This is a genomic window from Pseudaquabacterium rugosum (assembly GCF_038066575.1).
In the GTDB taxonomy this organism is placed as follows: domain Bacteria; phylum Pseudomonadota; class Gammaproteobacteria; order Burkholderiales; family Burkholderiaceae_C; genus Pseudaquabacterium; species Pseudaquabacterium rugosum.
The window spans coordinates 259990-281418 of record NZ_JBBUTF010000005.1 but is presented as its reverse complement, the minus strand read 5'-3'; the positions used below and the strand labels follow the sequence as shown (position 1 = coordinate 281418).

At 71.4% G+C, this 21429-nt stretch carries 18 protein-coding genes and 1 tRNA gene; 7 read left to right on the top strand and 12 right to left on the bottom strand.

Features of this window, described 5'->3' with window-relative positions:
- The first annotated feature begins 29 nt into the window (after positions 1 to 29).
- Positions 30 to 104 (top strand) — tRNA-Arg (locus AACH11_RS07195).
- Between the two features lie 85 nt (positions 105 to 189).
- Here the strand turns inward: AACH11_RS07195 and AACH11_RS07190 are convergent.
- The 12 genes from AACH11_RS07190 to AACH11_RS07135 form a co-directional block, all read right to left on the bottom strand.
- On the bottom strand, positions 190 to 1041 hold the full coding sequence (locus AACH11_RS07190; RefSeq protein WP_341373515.1) for an N-acyl amino acid synthase FeeM domain-containing protein: 852 nt from the start codon (positions 1039 to 1041) through the stop codon (positions 190 to 192).
- A 223-nt stretch (positions 1042 to 1264) separates the two neighbouring features.
- A complete protein-coding gene (locus tag AACH11_RS07185; RefSeq protein ID WP_341373514.1) occupies positions 1265 to 3205 on the bottom strand; it encodes an ATP-dependent DNA ligase in 1941 nt (646 codons plus the stop codon).
- Positions 3205 to 4293, bottom strand: coding sequence for a ligase-associated DNA damage response exonuclease (locus tag AACH11_RS07180; protein WP_341373513.1), 1089 nt, complete (start codon positions 4291 to 4293; stop codon positions 3205 to 3207). The genes AACH11_RS07185 and AACH11_RS07180 overlap by 1 nt, the downstream gene beginning before the upstream one ends.
- Positions 4294 to 4329: 36 nt before the next feature.
- Positions 4330 to 5640, bottom strand: a complete 1311-nt coding sequence (clsB, locus tag AACH11_RS07175) for a cardiolipin synthase ClsB (RefSeq protein ID WP_341373512.1) — start codon at positions 5638 to 5640, stop codon at positions 4330 to 4332.
- Positions 5637 to 6434 carry an endonuclease/exonuclease/phosphatase family protein gene (locus AACH11_RS07170; RefSeq protein ID WP_341373511.1) on the bottom strand — a complete coding sequence of 266 codons (798 nt, stop codon included), beginning with the start codon at positions 6432 to 6434 and terminating at the stop codon, positions 5637 to 5639. The genes clsB and AACH11_RS07170 overlap by 4 nt, the downstream gene beginning before the upstream one ends.
- Positions 6431 to 7039 carry a dihydroneopterin triphosphate diphosphatase gene (gene nudB, locus AACH11_RS07165; protein ID WP_423228702.1) on the bottom strand — a complete coding sequence of 203 codons (609 nt, stop codon included), beginning with the start codon at positions 7037 to 7039 and terminating at the stop codon, positions 6431 to 6433. The genes AACH11_RS07170 and nudB overlap by 4 nt, the downstream gene beginning before the upstream one ends.
- A 136-nt stretch (positions 7040 to 7175) precedes the next feature.
- A complete protein-coding gene (locus tag AACH11_RS07160) occupies positions 7176 to 8297 on the bottom strand; it encodes a 3-deoxy-7-phosphoheptulonate synthase (RefSeq protein ID WP_341373510.1) in 1122 nt (373 codons plus the stop codon).
- A complete protein-coding gene (gene aspS / locus AACH11_RS07155; protein WP_341373509.1) occupies positions 8297 to 10087 on the bottom strand; it encodes an aspartate--tRNA ligase in 1791 nt (596 codons plus the stop codon). The genes AACH11_RS07160 and aspS overlap by 1 nt, the downstream gene beginning before the upstream one ends.
- 231 nt (positions 10088 to 10318) lie before the next feature.
- Positions 10319 to 10984 (bottom strand): DUF502 domain-containing protein, encoded by a 666-nt coding sequence (locus AACH11_RS07150; RefSeq protein WP_341373508.1) that lies wholly within the window; start codon positions 10982 to 10984, stop codon positions 10319 to 10321.
- 147 nt (positions 10985 to 11131) lie between these two features.
- Positions 11132 to 11494 carry an FmdB family zinc ribbon protein gene (locus tag AACH11_RS07145; protein ID WP_341373507.1) on the bottom strand — a complete coding sequence of 121 codons (363 nt, stop codon included), beginning with the start codon at positions 11492 to 11494 and terminating at the stop codon, positions 11132 to 11134.
- Positions 11495 to 11564: 70 nt separating this feature from the next.
- Positions 11565 to 13124, bottom strand: a complete 1560-nt coding sequence (gene ubiB / locus AACH11_RS07140; RefSeq protein WP_341373506.1) for a ubiquinone biosynthesis regulatory protein kinase UbiB — start codon at positions 13122 to 13124, stop codon at positions 11565 to 11567.
- Positions 13125 to 13151: 27 nt separating this feature from the next.
- Positions 13152 to 13685: an SCP2 sterol-binding domain-containing protein gene (locus AACH11_RS07135; protein WP_341373505.1), complete on the bottom strand. Its 534-nt coding sequence runs from the start codon at positions 13683 to 13685 to the stop codon at positions 13152 to 13154.
- Positions 13686 to 13867: 182 nt separating this feature from the next.
- Here AACH11_RS07135 and AACH11_RS07130 point away from each other — a divergent pair, with 182 nt between their 5' ends.
- The 6 genes from AACH11_RS07130 to rfbD all read left to right on the top strand — a co-directional run bounded on the left by AACH11_RS07130 (position 13868) and on the right by rfbD (position 21413).
- The gene (locus AACH11_RS07130; protein WP_341373504.1) at positions 13868 to 15259 is read left to right on the top strand and encodes an undecaprenyl-phosphate glucose phosphotransferase; all 1392 of its coding nucleotides are present in this window, start codon (positions 13868 to 13870) and stop codon (positions 15257 to 15259) included.
- A gap of 192 nt (positions 15260 to 15451) precedes the next feature.
- Entirely contained in the window at positions 15452 to 16693 is a 1242-nt protein-coding gene (locus AACH11_RS07125) for a porin family protein (protein ID WP_341373503.1), read from the top strand.
- Between the two features lie 40 nt (positions 16694 to 16733).
- Positions 16734 to 17753 carry a UDP-glucose 4-epimerase GalE gene (gene galE, locus AACH11_RS07120; RefSeq protein ID WP_341373502.1) on the top strand — a complete coding sequence of 340 codons (1020 nt, stop codon included), beginning with the start codon at positions 16734 to 16736 and terminating at the stop codon, positions 17751 to 17753.
- Between the two features lie 72 nt (positions 17754 to 17825).
- Complete coding sequence (locus AACH11_RS07115) at positions 17826 to 19286, top strand: mannose-1-phosphate guanylyltransferase/mannose-6-phosphate isomerase (protein WP_341373501.1); 1461 nt, start codon at positions 17826 to 17828, stop codon at positions 19284 to 19286.
- 137 nt (positions 19287 to 19423) lie between these two features.
- On the top strand, positions 19424 to 20500 hold the full coding sequence (gene rfbB / locus AACH11_RS07110) for a dTDP-glucose 4,6-dehydratase (protein WP_341373500.1): 1077 nt from the start codon (positions 19424 to 19426) through the stop codon (positions 20498 to 20500).
- Between the two features lie 13 nt (positions 20501 to 20513).
- Complete coding sequence (gene rfbD / locus AACH11_RS07105; protein ID WP_341373499.1) at positions 20514 to 21413, top strand: dTDP-4-dehydrorhamnose reductase; 900 nt, start codon at positions 20514 to 20516, stop codon at positions 21411 to 21413.
- Positions 21414 to 21429 lie beyond the last annotated feature (16 nt).

Below are 21429 nucleotides of genomic sequence, written 5' to 3'. Positions count from 1 at the left end.
CTCATGCCACAATCCACGGCTGCCCGTGTGCCGCCGTAGTTCAATGGATAGAACGGGGACCTCCTAAGTCTCAGATGCAGGTTCGATTCCTGCCGGGGGCGCCACACCGCACATCATGGCCCCGTCACGGGGCCCACCGGCCCGATTGCATGCGCCCGGGCCCTGCCCCCGCCTCGGCGGGCAGCGTGCTCAGGAGAGGATGTCGGACGGGTAGAAGTCCGAGGGCGGGGTCGGCGGGCGCTGGCCCGGACCAGGCCCGGCACCACCGGCCGCACGCTTGCGGTCGAGCATGTCCTGCTTTTCGAGCATGCGGGCGATGATGGCCGCTTCCTCGTGCAACGAGAACGAGGCCGGATAGAGCGAACGCTCGACCGACATCCGCTCGGGCTGACCGGCGAACTCGCCGATCTGCGCCTTCACGTACTCGAAATCGACACCCAGCAGCACGGCCGGCGCATTGACCGAGGCATTGGGCCGCTCGGGCGCGACGACCTTGAAGCCCAGCATGCGGCGGTAGTAGGCGACATGGCGCGGGTTGACCTCGATCAACAGCATGTCGTAGCGCCGTACCCGGTGGGCCACGATGTAGGCGATGTGGAACAGCGCGGCCAGCACGCGCTTGGTGCCGACGGTCGGATCGACGGCCAGACGGACGAACTCGCAGACACGACGCCCCTGGCTGCGCAACTCGTCGACCTTGTCGCGGAAGGTCTGGTCGGCGGTCAGCCCCTCGGGGCCACCGTCGAAGGAGACGGTGATGCTGCCGATCGTGACCTCGTCCTCGACCGCGGCGAGCGAGAACTTGAAGACCGAGCGGTCGGTCGGCAGCTGCACTTCCTTGTAGCCGCGCCAGCCGTAGCGGGTGGACAAGAGCTGATCGACCAGACGTCGGCGGTCATCGCTGTCGACGGTCTTGATCTTGAAGCGGCGCGGCCCGGGCTGCCCATCGGGCAGCAGTTCGATTTCCGGGTCGGTCACCAGCATCGATGCCGGCTTGCGACGCCACAGCACCGACGCCGCGAAGATCGTGCTCTGTTTCACGTGGTTGCCGGTTGATGCCCGGGCTGGGTGTGCGCGCGCCAGACTTGAGTGTAAGGAATTCACACTCGCTGCGACAGGCGCGAAAACGTGGGACTGTAGTACCGGAAACCGGAAAACACACCACACGATCGGCGCGGACTGCGTCCACCCCTTGACCGCAGGATACGTCAGCGCGTACCCGCTTGCACAGCACAGACAGTGGGCGGACGCCCCCTAATCCTCATCAAGACCGGGTCACGCCCGCGGGCCGGCGATCGGCGACGGACTGGAGCTCGTCCAGGGTCGTGGCGTCGTGCAGCGGCTTGTCGTCGCGGATGCGCAACATGCGCGGAAAGCGCAGTGCGATGCCGCTGCGGTGCCGGCTGCTGCGCTGCACGCCCTCGCAGGCCAGCTCCAGCATCAGCGTCGGCCGCAGGCTGCGCACCGGGCCGTGGCGCTCCAGGGTCTGACGCCGGATCTCGGCATCGAGCCGGCGGAAGGTCGCGTCGTCGAGGCCCGAATAGGCCTTGGTGCAGGGCAGCAGTCGCAGCGCCTCGGGATCACTCGGGGGCGGTCGGCGCTCGGCGATGGCCTGGAGCACCGCCTGCGCCTCGGCCGCATCGTGCGGGCGGCGGCTCCAGCAGGCGAATGTGCAGTCGGTGTGCAAGCCCGCGCGCCGGCCGTGCCCGGCCTGGGCATGGACCAGCACCAGGTCGAAGCTCATCGCTTGCACCTTCCACTTCAGCCAGGCCCCGGGGCCGAGCAGCCGGCCGCTGCCATAGGGCGCATCCAGCGGCTTGAGCATCAGTCCCTCGACACCGTGGGCCGGCGCACGGGCCCGCCAGTCGCACAGCGCGGCGGCATCGGCCACGGGCAGGCGCGGCGAGCACAGCGGCGCCCCGACGGCCGCGATCAGCGCATCGGCACCGGCCCCGACTCCGGCATCGGCATCAGCAGCCCAGGCCAGATCGACCAGGTCCGGCTCGCGTCGGCCGGCCGGAGGCACCGGGGCCAGCACGGCCTCCAACCGGGCCCGACGCTGCGCCAGCGGCCAGCCTCGGCGATCGGCGCCCCCCTCCTCCAGCAGGTCGTAGGCGACGAAGCAGACCGGGGCCTCGGCCAGCAGGCGGGCGCCCGGATGCTGACGCTGGAGCCGCCGCTGCAGGCACTGGAACGACGATGGGTGAGGCTGCCCGGCCGGCCAGACCAGCAGCTCACCATCCAGCACGAGATCCGGTGGCAGGGCGCGCGCCCAGTCGAGCACGTCCGGAAAGGCGTCGCTGACCAGTTCCTCGCCGCGCGACCACAGGGCGCTCAGCCCGCCGCGCCGCACCAGCTGGGCACGGATGCCGTCGTACTTCCATTCGACCAGCCAGTGGATGAGCGGGCCCAGCCGCTGCGCCAGCGCCTCGATGCGCGCGGTCGCGGCGAGGGCATCCGCGGGCTCGGCGGCGCGCCCGTCGGCCGCGGTGGCCGGCGGCGGCGTCTCGTCGGGCAGCTGCAAGGGCGCCGCGAGGAAGAACGGCCAGGGCCGCAGATCGGCCGATCCGTCGGCCTGCGGCGTACCGCGCCCGGACTCGCCCGCCTCGGGCGGCGCCAGCAGTCGCCGCAGCGCAGCCGCATCGGGCGGGTGGCGGGCATCGGTCCAGCCGACCATGCGCTGGGCGATCCAGGCCGGGTCCAGCCCCGCGTGCCGGGCCAGCGCCCGCTGCACGAGCAGGCGGCTGACCCCGACGCGAAAGCCGCCGCCGATCAGCTTGATCAGCACGAAGCGGCCCTCGCGCGGCAGCGTGCGCCACCACTGCAGCAGCCGCACGTGGCGCTCGGCCGGCGAGGCCGCGCGCAGCTGCGGCAGACGCCGGCCCATCCATTCGGCCAGCGGCAGATCCTCGATCGCGGCGGGGGCCGGATCGGGCAGCAGCAGCGCCACCGTTTCGGCCAGATCACCGACGGCCTCGTAGCTGGCCTCGAACAACCAGTCGGGGATCGCGGCGGCCTCGGCGGCGGCGGCGCGCAGCACGCGCGTGCCGACCGCCCGCGGCTGGCGCCCGCCGGCCAGCAGCCAGACGGCCCAGGCCGCATCGGCGGGCGGGGTGTCGGCCAGATAGGCCTGCAAGGCGATGAGCTTGTCCTCGGTGCCGGGGCGGGCATCGAGCTCGGCATGGAGGGCGGCGAAGCGGCGCATCAGGCGGTCGGCGGCAGGAGGGTGTGCGCAGCGGCCGCGACCGCCGGTACGGCCAGCGCGTCGTCCTGCGCGTCCTCGCTCCAGCCCACGGCGCCGAAGCTGGCGGCCTGCAGGCCCTGCGACTGCAGCCAGCGCACCAGCTCGGCCTCGTAGCCGTGGGTGACGATGACGCGCGACGCACCGGTGGCGCGGATGGCGCGCTGCAGGCCCGGCCAGTCGGCATGGTCGCTGAGCACGAAGCCGCGGTCCACCCCGCGTCGCCGGCGCTGGCCGCGCACCGCCATCCAGCCCGAGGCGAAGGCCACCGCCGGATCCCCGAGCCGACGCGACCAGGCGCTGTCCTGCAGGGCCGGTGGCGCCAGCAACAGGGCCCCCGCCAGCGCCCGACGGTCGGGGCGCGCGGGCAGCACCGGCGCCTCGGGCAGCACCATGCCGCCGGCGCGGCAGGCGGCGTTCATCGTCGCCACGGCCTCATGCACGCGGATCGGACCGATGGCCGGATCCAGTGCGGCCAGCAGGCGCTGCGCCTTGCCGAAGCTGTAGCCCAGCAGCAGGCTGGGCCGGCCCTGCACGGCATTGGCCGCCCACCAGGCATGGATCTGTGCGGCCGTCTCGGCCTGCGGTGCCCAGCGGTAGACCGGCAGGCCGAAGGTCGATTCGGTGATGAAGACGTCACAGCGCACGGGCTCGAACGGCGCGCAGGTCGGCTGGGCCTCGTCGTGGGCGCTCAGCAGGTAGTCGCCGGAGGCGACCCAGACCTGCCCGCCCGCCTCCAGCCGCACCTGGGCCGAGCCGAGAACATGGCCCGCCGGATGCAGGCTCAGTCGCACGCCACGGTGCTCGACCACCTCGCCATAGGCCAGCGTCTGCAGCGGCAGCTGCGCACCCAGCCGCGCCCGCAGCACGTGCTCGCTCGGTGCACTGGCCAGCACGTGGCGGTGGCCAGCCCGCGCGTGGTCGGCGTGGGCATGGGTCAGCACGGCCCGGTCGACCGGGCGCCAGGGGTCGATGTGGAAGTCGCCGGCCGGGCAGTACAGCCCTTCGGGCCGCCACACGACCAGATCGTCCTGTGCCATCGGCTGTGTCATGCGCGTGTCCGGTGTCGCGGCCTGTCGGACGCGGGATCAGTAACGCCCGCTCATGCCGGCCACGCGCAGGAACCAGTGGGCCAGCCAGGCGACGAAGCCCCGTTGCAGCAGACCCCGCAGACCGGGCTGCAACGGCGTGCGCGCCACCGGGGTGGCCTCGGCGATGGCGGCCTCGCAGGCCCGGGCCAGCTCGTCGGTGAACGCGGGCTCGCGCACCACCACATTGGCCTCCAGGTTCAGCAGCAAGGACAGCGGGTCGATGTTGCTGCTGCCCACCGTCGCCCAATCGTCATCGACCAGCGCCACCTTGGCATGCAGCCAGGCCGGGGTGTACTCGTGGATCTCGACCCCGGCGCCACGCAGCTCGTCGTAGAGCACCCGGGCGGCCAGGGCCGCGAGACGGTAGTCGACCTTGCCCTGCAGCAGCAGGCGCACCCGCACACCGCGCCGGGCCGCGCGGCACAAGGCACGACGGAACAGCTGGCCAGGGTAGAAGTAGGGGCAGACGATGAGGACGCGGTCACGCGCCTGCGAGATGGCCCGGACATAGGCCTGCTCGATCACGCGCCGGCGGCGCAGGTTGTCGCGCATCAGGAAGGCCGCGCGCACCGGCGCCAGTGGCGCGTCGGCCGCCGGCGGCACCGGGCCGCCACGCGCCGCGCGCATGGCCGCGGCCAGCCCGCGCAGGCGGTTCAGCGGGGCGTTGCTGCGCAGCAGCGCGCTGAGCTCGGTCCGCCATTCCTGGCCCAGCGCGGCGCGCGTCCACACCGCCTGCACGGCCTGGGCGATGTCGGCCACCAGGGGGCCCTCGACGCGCACCGCGAAGTCCAGCCGCGGCTGGCTGGCCCAGCCGTGGTTGAGGTCATGGCAATCGTCGATCAGGTTGATGCCACCGACGAAGCCGATCCCCGAGCCGCCGCGGACATCGGCATCGGCATCGGCATCGACCACGCAGAGCTTCTGGTGCAGGCGCCGCAACTGGCCCGGATGCAGCAGACGCCACCAGCGGTCCAGCGGCCGGAACACGGCCAGCGCGACACCGGCCGGCTCGAGCCAGCGCCGCCACACGGGCAGGCCGGCGAGGCTGCCGAAACCATCGACGACCACGCGCACCTGCACGCCGCGCCGTGCGGCCGCCGCCAGCGCCTGCGCCACCGATTCGGCCGCAGGGTCGGTGTGCACGATGTAGCTGGCCACCCAGACGCTGTGGCGCGCCTGCCCGATCGCCTCGACCATGGCCGGGAACAGCATCTGCCCACCCCGCAGCAGCGCCAGCCGGTTGCCGCCGCGCAGCACCGGTGCCTCCTCGGCCGGAGACGCCCCCGGTGGCGGCCCCTGCCCGCTCATGTCGGCCGCAACTCGACCACCAGCGGCAGATGGTCGGACAGACGGGCCCAGCTGCCGTGGCGCGGCACCTGGGCGGCCACGCAGCGCAGGCCACGCACATAGACGCGGTCGAGCGCGAAGACCGGCAGCCGGCTGGGAAAGGTGCGCTGGGCCCGCTCACCGCCGTGGTCCAGCGCGCGCGCCAGACCGGCAGTGGCCATCGGCGCATCCAGCCGCTCGCTCCAGTCGTTGAAGTCGCCGGCCACCAGCAGCGGGGCACCGGCCGGCACCACCGCGGACAGATAGTGCGCCAGGCGCTCGACCTGGCGCACGCGGCTGCGGTGGATCAGGCCGAAGTGGACGACGACCACGTGCAGCGTGCGGTCCTGCCAGCGCACCGGCACGTGCAGCAGACCGCGCTGCTCGAAGCGGTGGTCGCTGATGTCGTGCTGCACGACATCGCCCAGCGGCCAGCGCGAGAGCAGCGCGTTGCCGTGCTCGCCATCGCGGGTGCGGGCATTGGTGCGGTAGGCGCTGTCATAGCCCTGCGGGGCGAGGAACTCGGCCTGACCCTGCTCGGGCCAGCCCAGGTGGCTGCGCGCGAAGCGCCGGGACTCGCCGTGGTTGAACAGCCGCACCTCCTGCAGGCAGACCAGGTCGGCATCGAGCGCGGCCACGCCACGGCACAGGTTGTGGATCTCCAGCCGCCGGGCGGGGCCCACGCCGCGCACGCCCTTGTGGATGTTGTAGGTGGCCACGCGCAGGGTCGGCACACCGGCCGCGGCGCCGGTGCTGCGGGCGATCGGCAGGGTCATCGCCGCCCCTGCGCGACGGCCGCTCCGACCTCCGGCAGCGCACCGGTGCCGCTGGGCGCCAACCCGGCCGCCAGCCGCGGCAGGTGCAACAGCGCCTCGGCATTGCTGGGCGAGAAGCAGCGGTCGGCCGCCGCCTGCCAGGGCAGCCACTGGTGGCGCAGGTGCTCGCGCGGGCTCAGCACCACCGGCGTGCCCGCCGGCACCAGCAGGCCGAACACGTGCTCGGTGTTGTGGGTGACGCCCGGCGCGTAGCGGTGGCGCCAGACCGGGTAGATCTCGTAGACGTTGCGCAGGCCCCAGTCGCGCAGCGCCTGCGGCGGGATGCCGGGCGCGCCGACGACGATGCCGGTCTCCTCGGCCACCTCGCGGCGGGCGGTCTCGATCAGCGCCTCGTGCGGATGGTCCTTGCTGCCGGTCACGCTCTGCCAGTAGCCGGGCTGGTCGGCGCGCTCGATCAGCAGCACCTGCAGGTCGGCGGTGTGGATCACCACCAGCACGCTCTCGGGGATCTTGGGCGGGCGCGCGGACGGGGCGGAGGCGGGCGCGGCCTCGGCGACGGCGCAGACGACGGACGAGGGGGGCGGTGCAGCAGGCGTGTCGGACATCATCGGACGATCGGACGGCACCGACGCACGGCGCCGGCACGGGCACCGGAGGCGCGCACCGCGCCGGCCCCCGGATCTCGTCCCCGATGATGCCAGCGCGCGGGCCGCGCGCCGGCCGCCGTGGTCTTGCGCCGGATCAGGCCGCGGCGCGGCGCGCGCGTACGGCGGCGGCCAGGCGGCGCAGCACCGGCACCGTGTCGTCCCAGCCGATGCAGGCATCGGTGATCGACACACCGGGCTGCAGCGCGACGCCCGGCTGCTGGTCCTGCCGGCCCTCGTGCAGATGGCTCTCGACCATCACGCCGACCAGCCGCCGCTCGCCGCCCTCGATCTGGCGCGCCAGATCCTCGGCGACGTCGATCTGACGGCGGTGCTGCTTGGCCGAGTTGGCGTGCGAGCAGTCGACCATCACCGCCTCGGGCAGGCCGGCGGCGCGCAGCACCGCGCAGGCCGACTCGACCGCGGCCGCGTCGTAGTTCGGCGCCTTGCCGCCACGCAGGATGATGTGGCCGTCGGCATTGCCGCGCGTCTCGAAGATCGCGGCCACGCCCATCTTGGTCATGCCCATGAAGCTGTGCGGCGCGGCGCTGGCCATCACCGCATCGGCGGCGACCTTCACGCTGCCGTCGGTGCCGTTCTTGAAGCCGACCGGGCAGCTCAGGCCGGAGGCCAGCTGGCGGTGGCTCTGGCTCTCGGTCGTGCGCGCGCCGATGGCGCCCCAGGCGATCAGGTCGCTGACGTACTGCGGGCTGAGCAGGTCGAGGAACTCGGTGCCGCAGGGCAGGCCCAGGCCGTTGACGTCGAGCAGGATCTGGCGCGCCAGGCGCAGGCCCTCGTTGATGCGGAAGCTGCCGTCCAGGCGCGGATCGTTGATCAGGCCCTTCCAGCCGACGGTCGTGCGCGGCTTCTCGAAGTACACCCGCATCACGACGATCAGCGCGTCACCGAACTCCTCGGCCTGGCGCTTGAGCAGCTGCGCGTAGTGCAGCGCCTGGTCGCGGTCGTGGATGCTGCAGGGGCCGACGACCACCACCAGGCGGTCATCACGGCCGTGCAGGGCCGCACCGATGGCCTGGCGGCTGGACTCGACCAGGGCCTCGGTGGCTGCCGGCGCCGGCAGCTCCTCCAGCAGCATGGCCGGCGAGACCAGCGCCCGCACAGCGGCGATGCGGGTGTCGTCGATGCGCGTGGTGTCCTGCGTGGCCGGCCGCCGGCCGGCCTCGTGGTCCAGGCGCGCCGGATCGGTGCGCGCCGACATCAGGCCGCCGGTTGCGCGTTGCGCAGACGGATGTGCAGCTCGCGCAGCTGCTTCTCGTCGACCATGCTCGGCGCGCCGGTCAGCAGGCACTGGGCGCGCTGGGTCTTCGGGAAGGCGATCACGTCGCGGATCGATTCGGCGCCGGTCATCAGCGTGGCGATGCGGTCCAGGCCGAAGGCCAGACCGCCGTGCGGCGGCGCGCCGTACTGCAGCGCGTCGAGCAGGAAGCCGAACTTGATGCGCTGCTCTTCCGGGCTGATCTTCAGCGCGTCGAAGACCTTGGCCTGCACGTCGGCGCGGTGAATCCGCACCGAGCCGCCGCCAATCTCCCAGCCGTTGAGCACCATGTCGTAGGCCTTGGCCACGCACTTGCCCGGATCGGTGACCATGAAGTCCTCATGGCCGTCCTTGGGCGCGGTGAACGGGTGGTGGACGGCGACCCAGCGGTCGTCATCCTCGTCGTGCTCGAACATCGGGAAGTCGACCACCCACAGCGGCGCCCACTTGTCCTCGAACAGGCCCTTGTTGCGGCCGAACTCGCTGTGGCCGACCTTCAGGCGCAGCGCGCCGATGGCGTCGTTGACCACCTTGGCCTTGTCGGCACCGAAGAAGATCAGGTCGCCGTTGCAGGCGCCGGTGCGGGCCAGCGTCTGCTCCAGCGCGGCGTCGGATAGGTTCTTGACGATCGGCGACTGCAGGCCATCGCGGCCCTTGGTCATGTCGTTGACCTTGATCCAGGCCAGGCCCTTGGCGCCGTAGATCTTGACGAACTCGGTGTAGGCGTCGATCTCGCCGCGGCTCATCTCGGCGCCGCCGGGCACGCGCAGCGCGACGACACGGCCGTTGGGATTGTTGGCCGGGCCGCTGAAGACCTTGAAGTCCACCGACTTCATCACGTCGGTCAGCTCGGTGAACTGCAGCTTGACGCGCAGGTCAGGCTTGTCCGAGCCGTACTTGAACATCGCCTCGGCATAGGTCATCTCCGCATAGACCGGCAGCTCCAGGCCCAGGGTCTTGCGGAAGACGGTGCGGATCATCGCCTCGGTGATGGCGCGGATCTCGTGCTCGTCGAGGAAGCTGGTCTCCAGGTCGATCTGGGTGAACTCGGGCTGGCGGTCGGCGCGCAGATCCTCGTCGCGGAAGCACTTGGTGATCTGGTAGTAACGGTCGAAGCCGGCGACCATCAGCAGCTGCTTGAACAGCTGCGGCGACTGCGGCAGGGCGAAGAACGCGCCGTCGTGCACGCGGCTGGGCACCAGGTAGTCGCGCGCGCCTTCGGGCGTCGACTTGGTCAGCATCGGCGTCTCGATGTCGACGAAACCCTGCTCGTCCAGGAACTTGCGCACCTCGATGGCCACGCGGTAGCGCAGCATCAGGTTCTTCTGCATCTGCGGGCGGCGCAGGTCCAGCACGCGGTGCGTCAGGCGGGTGGTCTCCGACAGGTTCTCGTCGTCGAGCGGGAACGGCGGCGTGACGCTGGCGTTGAGCACCTCCAGCTCATGGCACAGCACCTCGACCTTGCCGCTGACCAGGTTGGCGTTGTGCGTGCCCTCGGGCCGACCCCGCACCAGACCGGTGATCTTCAGGCAGAACTCGTTGCGCACGCCCTCGGCCGTCTTGAACATCTCGGCACGGTCCGGATCACAGACGATCTGCACCAGGCCTTCGCGGTCACGCAGGTCGATGAAGATGACGCCACCGTGGTCGCGGCGACGGTGGGCCCAGCCCATGAGGGTGACGGTCTGGCCCATCAGCGCTTCGCTGACCTGGCCGCAATAGCTGCTGCGCATGTGTGTGCTCCGGAAATCGTCGTGCGGGAAGTGCGCCGGCGGCGCGGGAGGCCGACGGTCGGGCCGTCGGCCGCCGCGGCGCTGCGGCGGGTCCGGCGGTCTGCGCCACGGCAGCCGACGCGACGCGTCTGCAGTGCACGGGCGGCGCAGCGGCGCCGGGAGAAAAATCGTTCGGATGGCCGTCGGGGGGGCGGGCGGTCAGCCCTCAGGACTGGATGCCGGGCCGGGCATTCAGCCCGCCCGATCGGGGTCGGCCCCCTCCGGACGCGGGCGCGGGGCGGCCGAGTCCGGGGGCGCGACGACGCCCATCGAGATGATGTACTTCAGCGCCTCGTCCACGCTCATGCCCAGCGACCGGACACTGGCCCGCGGCATGATCAGGAAGAAGCCCGAGGTCGGGTTCGGCGTCGTCGGCACGTACAGGCTGAGGTGCTCGCCGTCGAGCTGGCGGGCGACCTCGCCACCGGGCTTGCCGGTGACGAAGGCGATGGTCCAGCTGCCCTGGTGCGGGTACTGCACCAGCACGGCCTCACGGAAGGCGTTGCCGCTGCTGGAGAACAGCGTGTCCGAGACCTGCCGCACCGAGTTGTAGATCGACTTGACGATCGGGATGCGCGACATCAGCTGGTGGTACTGGCGCACCCACCACTGGCCGAACATGTTCGTGACGAACACGCCGGTGGCCAGCAGCATCAGCACGACGACCAGCATGCCCAGGCCGGGCATCTCGCGCAGACGTTCGATGGACGTCTCGGCGCCGGCGGGCAACAGGTGCTGGCTGATGCCGAGCACCCAGCTGAAGACGCCATCCATCAGGCCCAGCAGCCACGACAGCACCCAGACGGTGATGGCCAGTGGCAGCCAGACCAGCAGGCCGGCGACGATGTACTTTTTCACGCGTGGAACTTTCCGGGTTCAGGCGCGGAGGTCGCGCCGGACGCCGGCACAGGCCGACGCCAACCGCGCATTGTCACGCATCCGCGCACCGGCAGTGCCGGGCACCTGCGCCCGCGCAGCGCGGCCGCCGGATGCCGCCGGATACCGTCAGTGGCAGGCGCAGGAACTGCCGCAGGAGCCCGCCGCCGGACCGCTGCCCTCGGAAGAGGAGGAGGACGTGGCCGGCGCAGCCGCCGCACCGGCCGAGGACGGGGCTGCGCCCGCATCCGCGCCGGCGGCCGGGGCCGCGGCGGCCTCACCGGTCTTGGCGCCGGCGCCGGCACTGCCGCCGCCACGGAAGTCGGTCACGTACCAGCCCGAGCCCTTGAGCTGGAAGCCGGCCGCCGTCAGCTGCTTGGCGAAGGCCTCGGCGCCACAGGACGGGCAGGTGGTGAGCACGGGATCGGACAGCTTTTGCAGCACGTCCTTCTGATGACCGCAGGCGGTGCAACGGTAGGCGTAGATCGGCATGGCCAGAGTCTTCTGAGGGAAATGTCGGATGGCGAAATTGTAGGCATTCCGGCTGCCCGGCGCGCCGCGTTCAGCCGGCCGGCCAGCGCAACAGCACCTGCATCGCCAGTGCGCCGGCCAGGAATCCGCCGGCCGCCCAGACCAGCCCCTGGATCAGGCGGTTGGTGCGCCGCTGCTCGGCCAGCAGCGCCAGCACCGCCGGATCGGGCTCGGGCCGGCGCTGCAGCGCGGCATGGGCCAGACGCGGCAGCGCGGGCAGGATCTGCGCGTAGCGCGGCGCCTCGTGGCGCAGCGCCTCGAACAGCGCGCGCCAGCCGACCTGGCGGTTCATCCACTGTTCCAGGAAGGGCTTGGCCGTGCTCCACAGATCCAGCTCGGGGTCGAGCTGACGGCCCAGGCCCTCGATGTTGAGCAGCGTCTTCTGCAGCAGCACCAGCTGCGGCTGGATCTCGACATTGAAGCGGCGCGAGGTCTGGAACAGGCGCATCAGCACCTGGCCCAGCGAGATGTCCTTGAGCGGGCGGTCGAAGTGCGGCTCGCAGACGGCGCGGATGGCCGCCTCCAGCGCGTCGACCCGGGTGCTGGGCGGCACCCAGCCGCTCTCGATGTGCAGCTCGGCCACCCGCTTGTAGTCCCGGCGGAAGAAGGCCAGGAAGTTCTGCGCCAGGTAGTCCTTGTCCCAGTCGGTCAGCGTGCCGACGATGCCGAAGTCCAGCGCGATGTAGCGGCCGAACGTCGCCGGATCCAGGCTGACCTGGATGTTGCCCGGGTGCATGTCGGCATGGAAGAAGCCGTCACGGAAGACCTGGGTGAAGAAGATGGTGACGCCGTCGCGCGCCAGCTTGGGGATGTCGACCCCGGCATCGCGCAGACGCTGCATGTGGCTGATGGGCACGCCCTTCATGCGCTCCATCACCATCACGCCGGCGGTGCAGTGGTCCCAGAACATCTCCGGCACCATGACCAGGTCCAGGCCCTGCATGTTGCGGCGCAGCTGGGCGGCGTTGGACGCCTCGCGGACGAAGTCCAGCTCGTCGTGCAGATAACCGTCGAACTCGGCCACCACCTCGCGCGGCTTCAGGCGCTTGCCGTCGGTCCACACCCGCTCCAGCAGGCGGGCCAGGGTGTCGAGCAGCTTCAGGTCGTGCTCGATGACCTCGAGCATGCCCGGACGCAGCACCTTGACCGCCACCTCGCGCCCGCCCTGCAGCGTGGCGAAGTGGACCTGCGCGATCGAGGCGCTGGCCACCGGCACCAGATCGAATTCGGCGAACACCGCGTCCAGCGGCCGGCCGAAGGCGCGCTCGATCAGCGCGACGGCCTGCTCACCGGGGAACGGCGGCACGCGGTCCTGCAGGCGCGCCAGCTCCTCGGCGATGTCGGGCGGCATCAGGTCGCGCCGCGTCGACAGCACCTGGCCGAACTTGACGAAGATCGGCCCGAGCTGTTCGAGCGCCAGCCGCAGCCGCACGCCGCGCGGCATGTCGGCCAGACGCCGGCGCCGGCCGAGCGTGAGCACGCGCACCAGCAGGCGCACCCAGCGTTGACGGAAGCCCGAGAGCAGCAGCTCGTCCAGGCCGTAGCGCAGAAAGACCAGGCCGATCGTGATCAGCCGCAGCAGATGACCCATCGAGGTGATCGCCCGAGCGTGCGCCGCTCAGCCCCCGCGCAGCCGCGCGCCGGCCGACAGCAGGACCTGCAGGCCGCTGCGCATCGCACCGCCGACCAGGCCGGCGGCCTGGGCGATCTGGCCGGCCACCGCCGGGCCGACCAGCGGCTGCAGGTCCTCGGCCATGTCCCAGCGCAGATGGCGGAACAGCCAGTCGACCTCGGCCGCGAGCTGGGCGTCGCCCTCGACCTGCAGCGCCGGCAGCTGGCCACCGAGCAGTTGCAGCGCCAGCTGGGCGGGCCGCTCGGCCGGCAGGCTGACCTGGAGGTCGGGCGTCACCGGCTCACCGTCGGCGACCTGCTCGACCATGCCGGCCGGCGTCACCCTCAGCGTGACCGGCGGCAGCGACGGCAAGGGCGGCGGCAGGCCGGCGAGTTGCACACGCAGCACGCGTCCGGCATGCGGCAGCAGGCGGGCGGTGGCCTGCGGCTCCTGCGCCAGCAGGTGGTTCAAGGCCAGCACCAGCCGGTCCAGCACGGCCGGCGCGAGCAGGCCCTGCACTGTCTGAATCAAGGCATTCATCACGCGCCCATTGTAGGCAGCCCCGGCCGGCCGCGGACCGCCCCTGCGCTGACGCAGAATCCGCCCTCCCGTAGACCTGCTGGTGCCGTACGACGCGCCGCGGCCGTCGACCGGAGCCACCGGGGCCACCGCCCCCCGAGCCCGGGTGTCGGCGCCGCGGCAGCCGGAAAGACAATCCCTCGATGTTCGAATCCCGCAACGAGCACACGTTCGGCAATGCGCCGCAATCGGTCACCGGACTGATCGCGACCCTGCTGGAACCCGGCGTGGCGGTGCTGGTGTTCGTCGCGATCAAGCTCGGCGCCGGCGACCACATCGACCGCCCGGACGCGGCGCTGCTGATGCTGACGGCCACCCTGACCTTCCCCGGCATCAACCGTTTCCGTGACCGCTTCTCCAACGCGGCCGTGGACATCACCCGCTCCTGGCTGGGCACGCTGCTGATCCTGGCGCTGTTCGGCTACGCCACGCGCAGCCTGTCGCTGTTCGACCTCCATCACCTGCTGGCCTGGGCCGGGCTGACGCCGCTGACACAGCTGCTGCTGGTGCGCCTGGGCCACCGCGTGCTGCAGCACCATGCCCGTCTGCCGCAGAACCGGCGCGGCGCGATCATCATCGGCGCCGGCCACCAGGGCCTGCGTGTGGCCGAACGGATCGCGGCCGCCGCCTCCCAGGGCATCGACGTGCTGGGCTTCTTCGACGACCGCGGCGATCTGCGCGTGCCGGCCGACGCGCAGGAGCGCATCCTCGGCCCGCTGCGCGCCGCCGCGCCGTTCATCAACGCCAACGGCGTCTCGCACGTCTTCATCACGCTGCCGCTGAGCTCCCAGCCGCGCATCCTGGAGCTGATGGAGGACCTGCAGACCACCACCGCGTCGATCTACTTCGTGCCCGATGTCTTCGGTGTGACCATCATCCAGGGCCGCCTGCTGGACATGAACGGCGTGCCGGTGGTGGGCATCTGCGAGACGCCGTTCACCGGCATCAACCGCCTGGTCAAGCGCATCAGCGACATCGTGCTGGCCAGCCTGATCCTGCTGCTGATCTCGCCGCTGCTGCTGGCCGTCGCCATCGGCGTGAAGCTGAGCTCGCCAGGGCCGGTGATCTTCCGCCAGCGCCGCAACGGGCTGGGCGGCGAGGAGATCGTCGTCTACAAGTTCCGCTCGATGCGGGTGATGGAGAACGGCGCCCGGGTGACCCAGGCCACCCGGGGCGACCCGCGCATCACGCCCTTCGGCGCCTTCATCCGCAAGACCTCGCTGGACGAGCTGCCGCAGTTCATCAACGTGCTGCAGGGGCGGATGAGCATCGTCGGCCCGCGTCCGCACGCCGTCGCGCACAACGAGCAGTACCGGGCGCTGATCAAGGCCTACATGGTGCGCCACAAGGTCAAGCCCGGCATCACCGGCTGGGCCCAGGTCAACGGCCTGCGCGGCGAGACCGACACCATCGACAAGATGCAGGCCCGGGTCGAATACGACCTGGCCTATCTGCGCAACTGGTCGCTGACGCTGGACCTGCAGATCATCCTGCGCACGATCCGCTCGGTCATCTCCGACCGGTCCGCCTACTGATCCGCCCCTTCAGCCGCCCACCGAGCCCCCCACCGCGGCGCCCGCCCCCCTTGATCGACACCCCTCGCCACCGGCACCCGCAGGCGGATCGTCCCCCGCACGCAGCAGAATGCTGCGCCTGTGCCCCGGTCCGTCGACCGGTCCATGACCGGCCGCCCCTCCGCCCCCTCGCCGCCTGAGCGCCGCACGACCATGAGCCTGCCCCTGACCCCCGCCCTCCGCCACCCGCTGCGCGCGACCGCCATCGCCCTGAGCCTGTCGCTGGCCGGTCTGGCCGTCCACGCGGAGACCTCGCCGTACTACCTCGGCGTGGCCACCACGCTGTCGCACGACAGCAACCTCTACCGCCGCAGCGACGGCTCCGGCCAGGTCGTCGGCGACACGGTCTGGGCCCAGGCCCTGGTGGCCGGCCTGGACCAGACCCTGGGCCGACAGCGCCTGAGCGGCACGGCCACGCTGCGCCGCAACGACTACAGCAAGCTCGACACGCTGGACTACACCGGCCACAACCTGAAGCTGGCCCTGGACTGGGAGACGGTGAACAACCTCTCGGGCACCGTCGGCGTGTCGAGCGCGCGCGGCCTGCGCCGGGTCGACACCACCAACAGCCTGGGCCAGCCGATCTCCGAGCAGTACGTGCAGAACGACCGCAGCGTCAACGCCTCGGTCCGGCTGGGCGTGATCACGCGCATGACGCTGGAGGCCGGCATCGTGCAGGCGCGCACCGGCTACAGCTTCGCCGCCTATGACCGGGCCAACGCGACGCGGCAGCGCACGCTGTCGGTGGCCAGCCGCTATCAGCTCGGCGGCGCGACCCAGGTCGGCATCGGCCTGCGTCAAGGGCGGGTGGTGTACCCGAGCGTCAGCGGCAACGACTACGACCGCCGCGACATCGACCTGACGGTGAACTGGCGCCCGAGCGGACTGAGCACCGTCTACGGCCGATTCAGCCACAGCCGCACCGAGCACGACGCGGCCGCCGCCCGGACCACCGACTTCTCCGGCCCGACCTGGGAGCTGCGCGGCGACACCCAGGCCACCGGCAAGCTCAAGCTGGCCGCCTCGCTGTCGCGCGACACCGGCATCGCGACATCGACCTATTCGCTGACCTCGCGCTCGGAGAACTTCAGCCGCGCCTCGACCAACATCGGCCTGGACGCCAACTTCGCGCTGACCTCGAAGATCGCGCTGCGCGCGGGTCTCGATCTGTCGCGCCGCGATCTGGAGCGTCTGGCCAGCAGCACCAGCACCAGCAACCTGAGCGGCAAGGACGACACCCGCACGCTCAGCCTGGGCGCCAGCTGGCAGCCCACACGCTCGATCACGCTGGCGTGCGACCTGTCGCACGAGCAGCGCAGCGTCTCGGGCAACGCCAGCCTGCCCTACTCGGCCGACGTCTACAGTTGCAACGGCCAGTTCGTGCTCGGCCGCTGATCGCCGGACGCGACCGTCCCCTCCGCCCCCCGGACCCGACATGCCCCACACCATCCTGCTGACCGGCGCGGCCGGCTACATCGCCTCCCACACCTGGCTGGCCCTGCTCGACGCCGGCTTCGACGTCGTCGGCGTCGATGACTTCTCCAACGCCTCGCCGGTGGTGCTGGAGCGCCTGGCCGAGCTGTCGGGCCGCACGCCCGACTTCGTGCGCGCCGATGTCGGCGACGCCGCGGCCCTGGCCGCCGTCTTCCAGTCGCGCCGCATCGATGCCGTCGTCCACTTCGCCGCCTTCAAGGCCGTCGGCGAATCGACGCAGAAGCCGCTGGCCTACTACCGCAACAACATCGGCGGCCTGATCACCGTCTGCGAGACCATGCGCGCCCATGGCTGCTCGCGCATCGTCTTCTCCAGCAGCGCCACCGTCTACGGCGATCCGGCCGAGCTGCCGATCCGCGAGCACTTCCCGCTGTCGGCCACCAATCCTTACGGTCAGACCAAGCTGATCGGCGAGACCATCCTGCGCGATCTCGGCGCCTCGGATCCGGCCTGGCAGACCGGCTGCCTGCGCTACTTCAATCCGGTCGGCGCCCATGCCAGCGGCCGCATCGGCGAGGACCCGAGCGGCATTCCCAACAACCTGATGCCCTACGTGGCCCAGGTCGCCGTCGGCCGGCGCGCCCGCCTGAGCGTCTACGGCAACGACTACCCGACGCCCGACGGCACCGGCGTGCGCGACTACATCCACGTCGAGGACCTGGCCGCCGGCCACGTCGCCGCACTGCAGCGTCTGCTGGCCACGCCCGGCTCCTTCACCGTCAACCTGGGCACCGGCCGCGGCTACAGCGTGCTGGAGCTGGTGGCGGCCTATGCCAAGGCCAGCGGCCGCGAGATCCCCCACGACATCGTCGCCCGCCGCCCGGGCGACATCGCCGCCTGCTACGCCGACCCGGCCCTGGCCCGCGAACTGCTGGGCTGGGAAGCCCGCCACGACCTCGACCGCATGTGCGCCGACAGCTGGCGCTGGCAGTCGATGAATCCGGACGGCTTCAAGGCCTGAGAACCGCGTGTGCCGCAGGACTCCGATCCACGGCACGCCATGACGTCAGACCCCTCATCTTCCACGGCAGCCATGACCGCTCGCATCCTCACCCAACCCGTCATCATGGCCGGCGGCTCCGGCACCCGGCTGTGGCCGCTGTCGCGCGCGGGCTATCCCAAGCAGTTCCTCGTGCTCGGCGGCGATGCCGATCGCAGCGACAGCCTGTTCCAGCAGGCCGTGCGTCGGCTGCAGGGGCTGGATGGTGCCGAGCTGGCCGTGGCCGCGCCGCTGATCGTCGGCAACGAGGACCATCGCTTCCTCTGCCTGGATCAGCTGCGTGAGCTCAAGGTCGAGCCCGCTGCCGTGCTGCTGGAGCCGGTGGGCCGCAACACCGCGCCGGCCGTGACGCTGGCTGCGTTGGCGGCTCAATCTGACGGTCAGGATCCGGTGCTGGTCGTCACCCCGGCCGACCAGACGGTGACGGACGAGCCGGCCTTCGCCGCCGCGCTGAAGCAGGCCGTGCTGGCCGCCGCCGACGGCGCCGTGGTGATCCTGGGCATCACGCCCGATCGGCCGGAAACCGGCTATGGCTACATCTTGACCGGTGAGCCCGACGCCCGGGGCGTGGCCCCGGTGCAGCGCTTCGTCGAGAAGCCCGATGCCGCCACGGCCGCCCGTTATCTGGCCGAAGGCTGCTATGCCTGGAACGCCGGCATCTTCGTGCTGCGTGCCAGCACCTGGCTGAAGGCGCTGGGCAGCTTCCGCCCCGACATCGCCCAGGCCACGCAGGCCGCCTGGGATGGCCGCGCGACGGACGCCAAGTTCGTGCGCCCGGCCAAGGCGGCCTTCGCCGCCGTGCCGAGCGAATCGGTGGACTACGCGGTGATGGAGCGCTGCCCGGGCAGCCCCTTCGCCATCCAGATGGTGGCGCTGAACGCCGGCTGGAACGATCTGGGCGCCTGGGATGCCGTCTGGCAGGTCTCGGGCAAGGATGCCGGCGGCAACGCCAGCGTCGGCGACGCGATCATCAAGGACTCCGAGAACGTGCTGGTGCACGCCACCAGCCGTCTGGTCAGCGCCGTGGGCCTGAAGGACGTGGTGGTGGTGGAGACGCCCGACGCCGTGCTGGTGGCCGACCGCGCCCGCAGCCAGGAGGTCAAGCAGATCGTCAACCAGCTGACGAAGCAAGGCCGCGGCGAGCACACGCTGCACCGCAAGGTGCACCGGCCCTGGGGCTGGTACGACTCGATCGACCACGGGCCGCGGCACCAGGTCAAGCGCATCATGGTCAAGCCGGGCGCCAGCTTGAGCCTGCAGATGCACCACCACCGGGCCGAGCACTGGATCGTCGTCAGCGGCACGGCCGAGATCACCAACGGTGACAAGGTGCTGATGCTGACCGAGAACCAGTCCACCTACATCCCGCTGGGCCAGGTCCATCGCCTGGCCAACCCCGGCAAGGTCGATCTGGAGATCATCGAGGTGCAGTCGGGCAGCTATCTGGGCGAGGACGACATCGTCCGCTACGAGGACACCTACGGGCGCGCTTGAGCGGCCAGGGGCGCCTCTGGCCTCTGATGTAACCACGGCCAGTCCGGCCGTTTGACGGGTCAAGACCGCGCTGATTCCGGCCTGGGGGGCGTGGACACCGGGATAATTCCTGGGTAGATCACGCAACGGCCCCAGTCATGACCATTCTCGTCACCGGCGGCGCCGGCTTCATCGGCAGCAACTTCGTTCTCGACTGGCTGGCGGATCCGTCGGCCGAGCCCGTGGTCACGCTGGATGCGCTGACCTACGCCGGCAACCGCGCCAACCTGGCCAGCCTGGGCGGCGATGCCCGCCACACCTTCGTGCATGGCGACATCGGCGACCGCGCCCTCGTCGACCGCCTGCTGGCCGAGCACCGCCCGCGCGCCATCGTCCACTTCGCGGCCGAAAGCCATGTGGACCGCTCGATCCACGGCCCCGGCGCCTTCATCAAGACGAATGTCGAAGGCACCTTCACGCTGCTGGAGGCCGCCCGCGCCTACTGGGGCGCGCTGCAGGGCGAGGCCAAGGCCGCCTTCCGCTTCCACCACGTCTCCACCGACGAGGTCTACGGCAGCCTGAAGGCCGACGATCCGCCCTTCGCCGAGACGAATCCCTACGAGCCCAACAGCCCGTACTCGGCCAGCAAGGCCGCCAGCGACCACCTGGTGCGCGCCTGGTTCCACACCTACGGCCTGCCGGTGGTGACGACCAACTGCAGCAACAACTACGGCCCGCTGCACTTCCCCGAGAAGCTGATCCCGCTGGTCATCGTCAACGCGCTGGCCGGCAAGCCTCTGCCCATCTATGGTGACGGCCGCCAGATCCGCGACTGGCTCTACGTCAAGGACCACTGCAGCGGCATCCGCGCGGTGCTGGCCGGCGGCCGCCTGGGCGAGACCTACAACATCGGCGGCTGGAACGAGATGGCCAACATCGACATCGTGCAGACGGTGTGCGCGCTGCTCGACGAGCTGCAGCCCGATGCGGCCGGCCCCTATGCCCGCCTGATCACCTACGTGACCGACCGCCCGGGCCACGACCGCCGCTACGCGATCGACGCCCGCAAGATCGAGCGCGAGCTGGGCTGGCGCCCGGCCGAGACCTTCGCCTCGGGCATCCGCAAGACGGTGCAGTGGTATCTGGCGAATGCCGAGTGGGTGGCCCAGGTGCAGAGCGGCGCCTACCGCGACTGGATCGACACCCAGTACACGGCCAGCCAACCCGCCGCCTGAGGAGCGCCCAAGCATGAAGATCCTGTTGCTGGGCCAGGGCGGCCAGGTGGGGTGGGAGCTGCAGCGCGCCTTGGCGCCGCTGGGCGAGCTGATCGGGGCCGACTTCGGCAGCCCCGGCGAGCGCAAGGCCGACTTCAGCCAGCCCGAGACCGTGCAGGCGCTGCTGGAGCGCGTGCGCCCGGACATCGTCGTCAATGCCGCGGCCCACACCGCGGTGGACAAGGCCGAGAGCGAGCCCGAACTGGCGCGCGCGATCAACGCCAGCACCCCGGGCCTGGTGGCCCGCTGGGCCGCGGCGCACGGCGCCTGGCTGGTGCACTACTCGACCGACTACGTGTTCGACGGCAGCGGCAGCGCCGCGCGCGACGAGACGGCGGCCACCGCCCCGCTGAGCGTCTACGGCCGCACCAAGCGCGAGGCCGAGGAGCTGATCGCCGCCAGCGGCTGCCGGCACCTGATCCTGCGCACCAGCTGGGTGTATGCCGCCCGCGGCGGCAACTTCGCCAAGACCATGCTGAAGCTGGCCGCCGAGCGCGAGGCGCTGAAGGTGATCGACGACCAGATCGGCGCGCCCACCGGCGCCGAGCTGCTGGCCGACGTGACGGCCCACGCGCTGCGCGTGGCCCAGGCCCGGCCCGAGGTCAGCGGCCTGTACCACTGCACGGCCGCGGGCGAGACCAGCTGGCACGGCTATGCCACGCAGGTGCTGCGTCAGGCCCAGGCCGCCGGCGTGGCGCTGAAGGTGGCGCCCGAGGCGGTGCAGCCCATCCCCACCTGCGCCTATCCCACGCCCGCGCAGCGCCCGCTCAACAGCCGGCTGGACTGCCGCAAGTTCAGCGACACCTTCGGCCTGCGCCTGCCCGAGTGGCAGCGTGGCGTCGAGCGCATGCTGACCGAGGTGCTGGCGCGCTGAGCACCGCCACACGCCT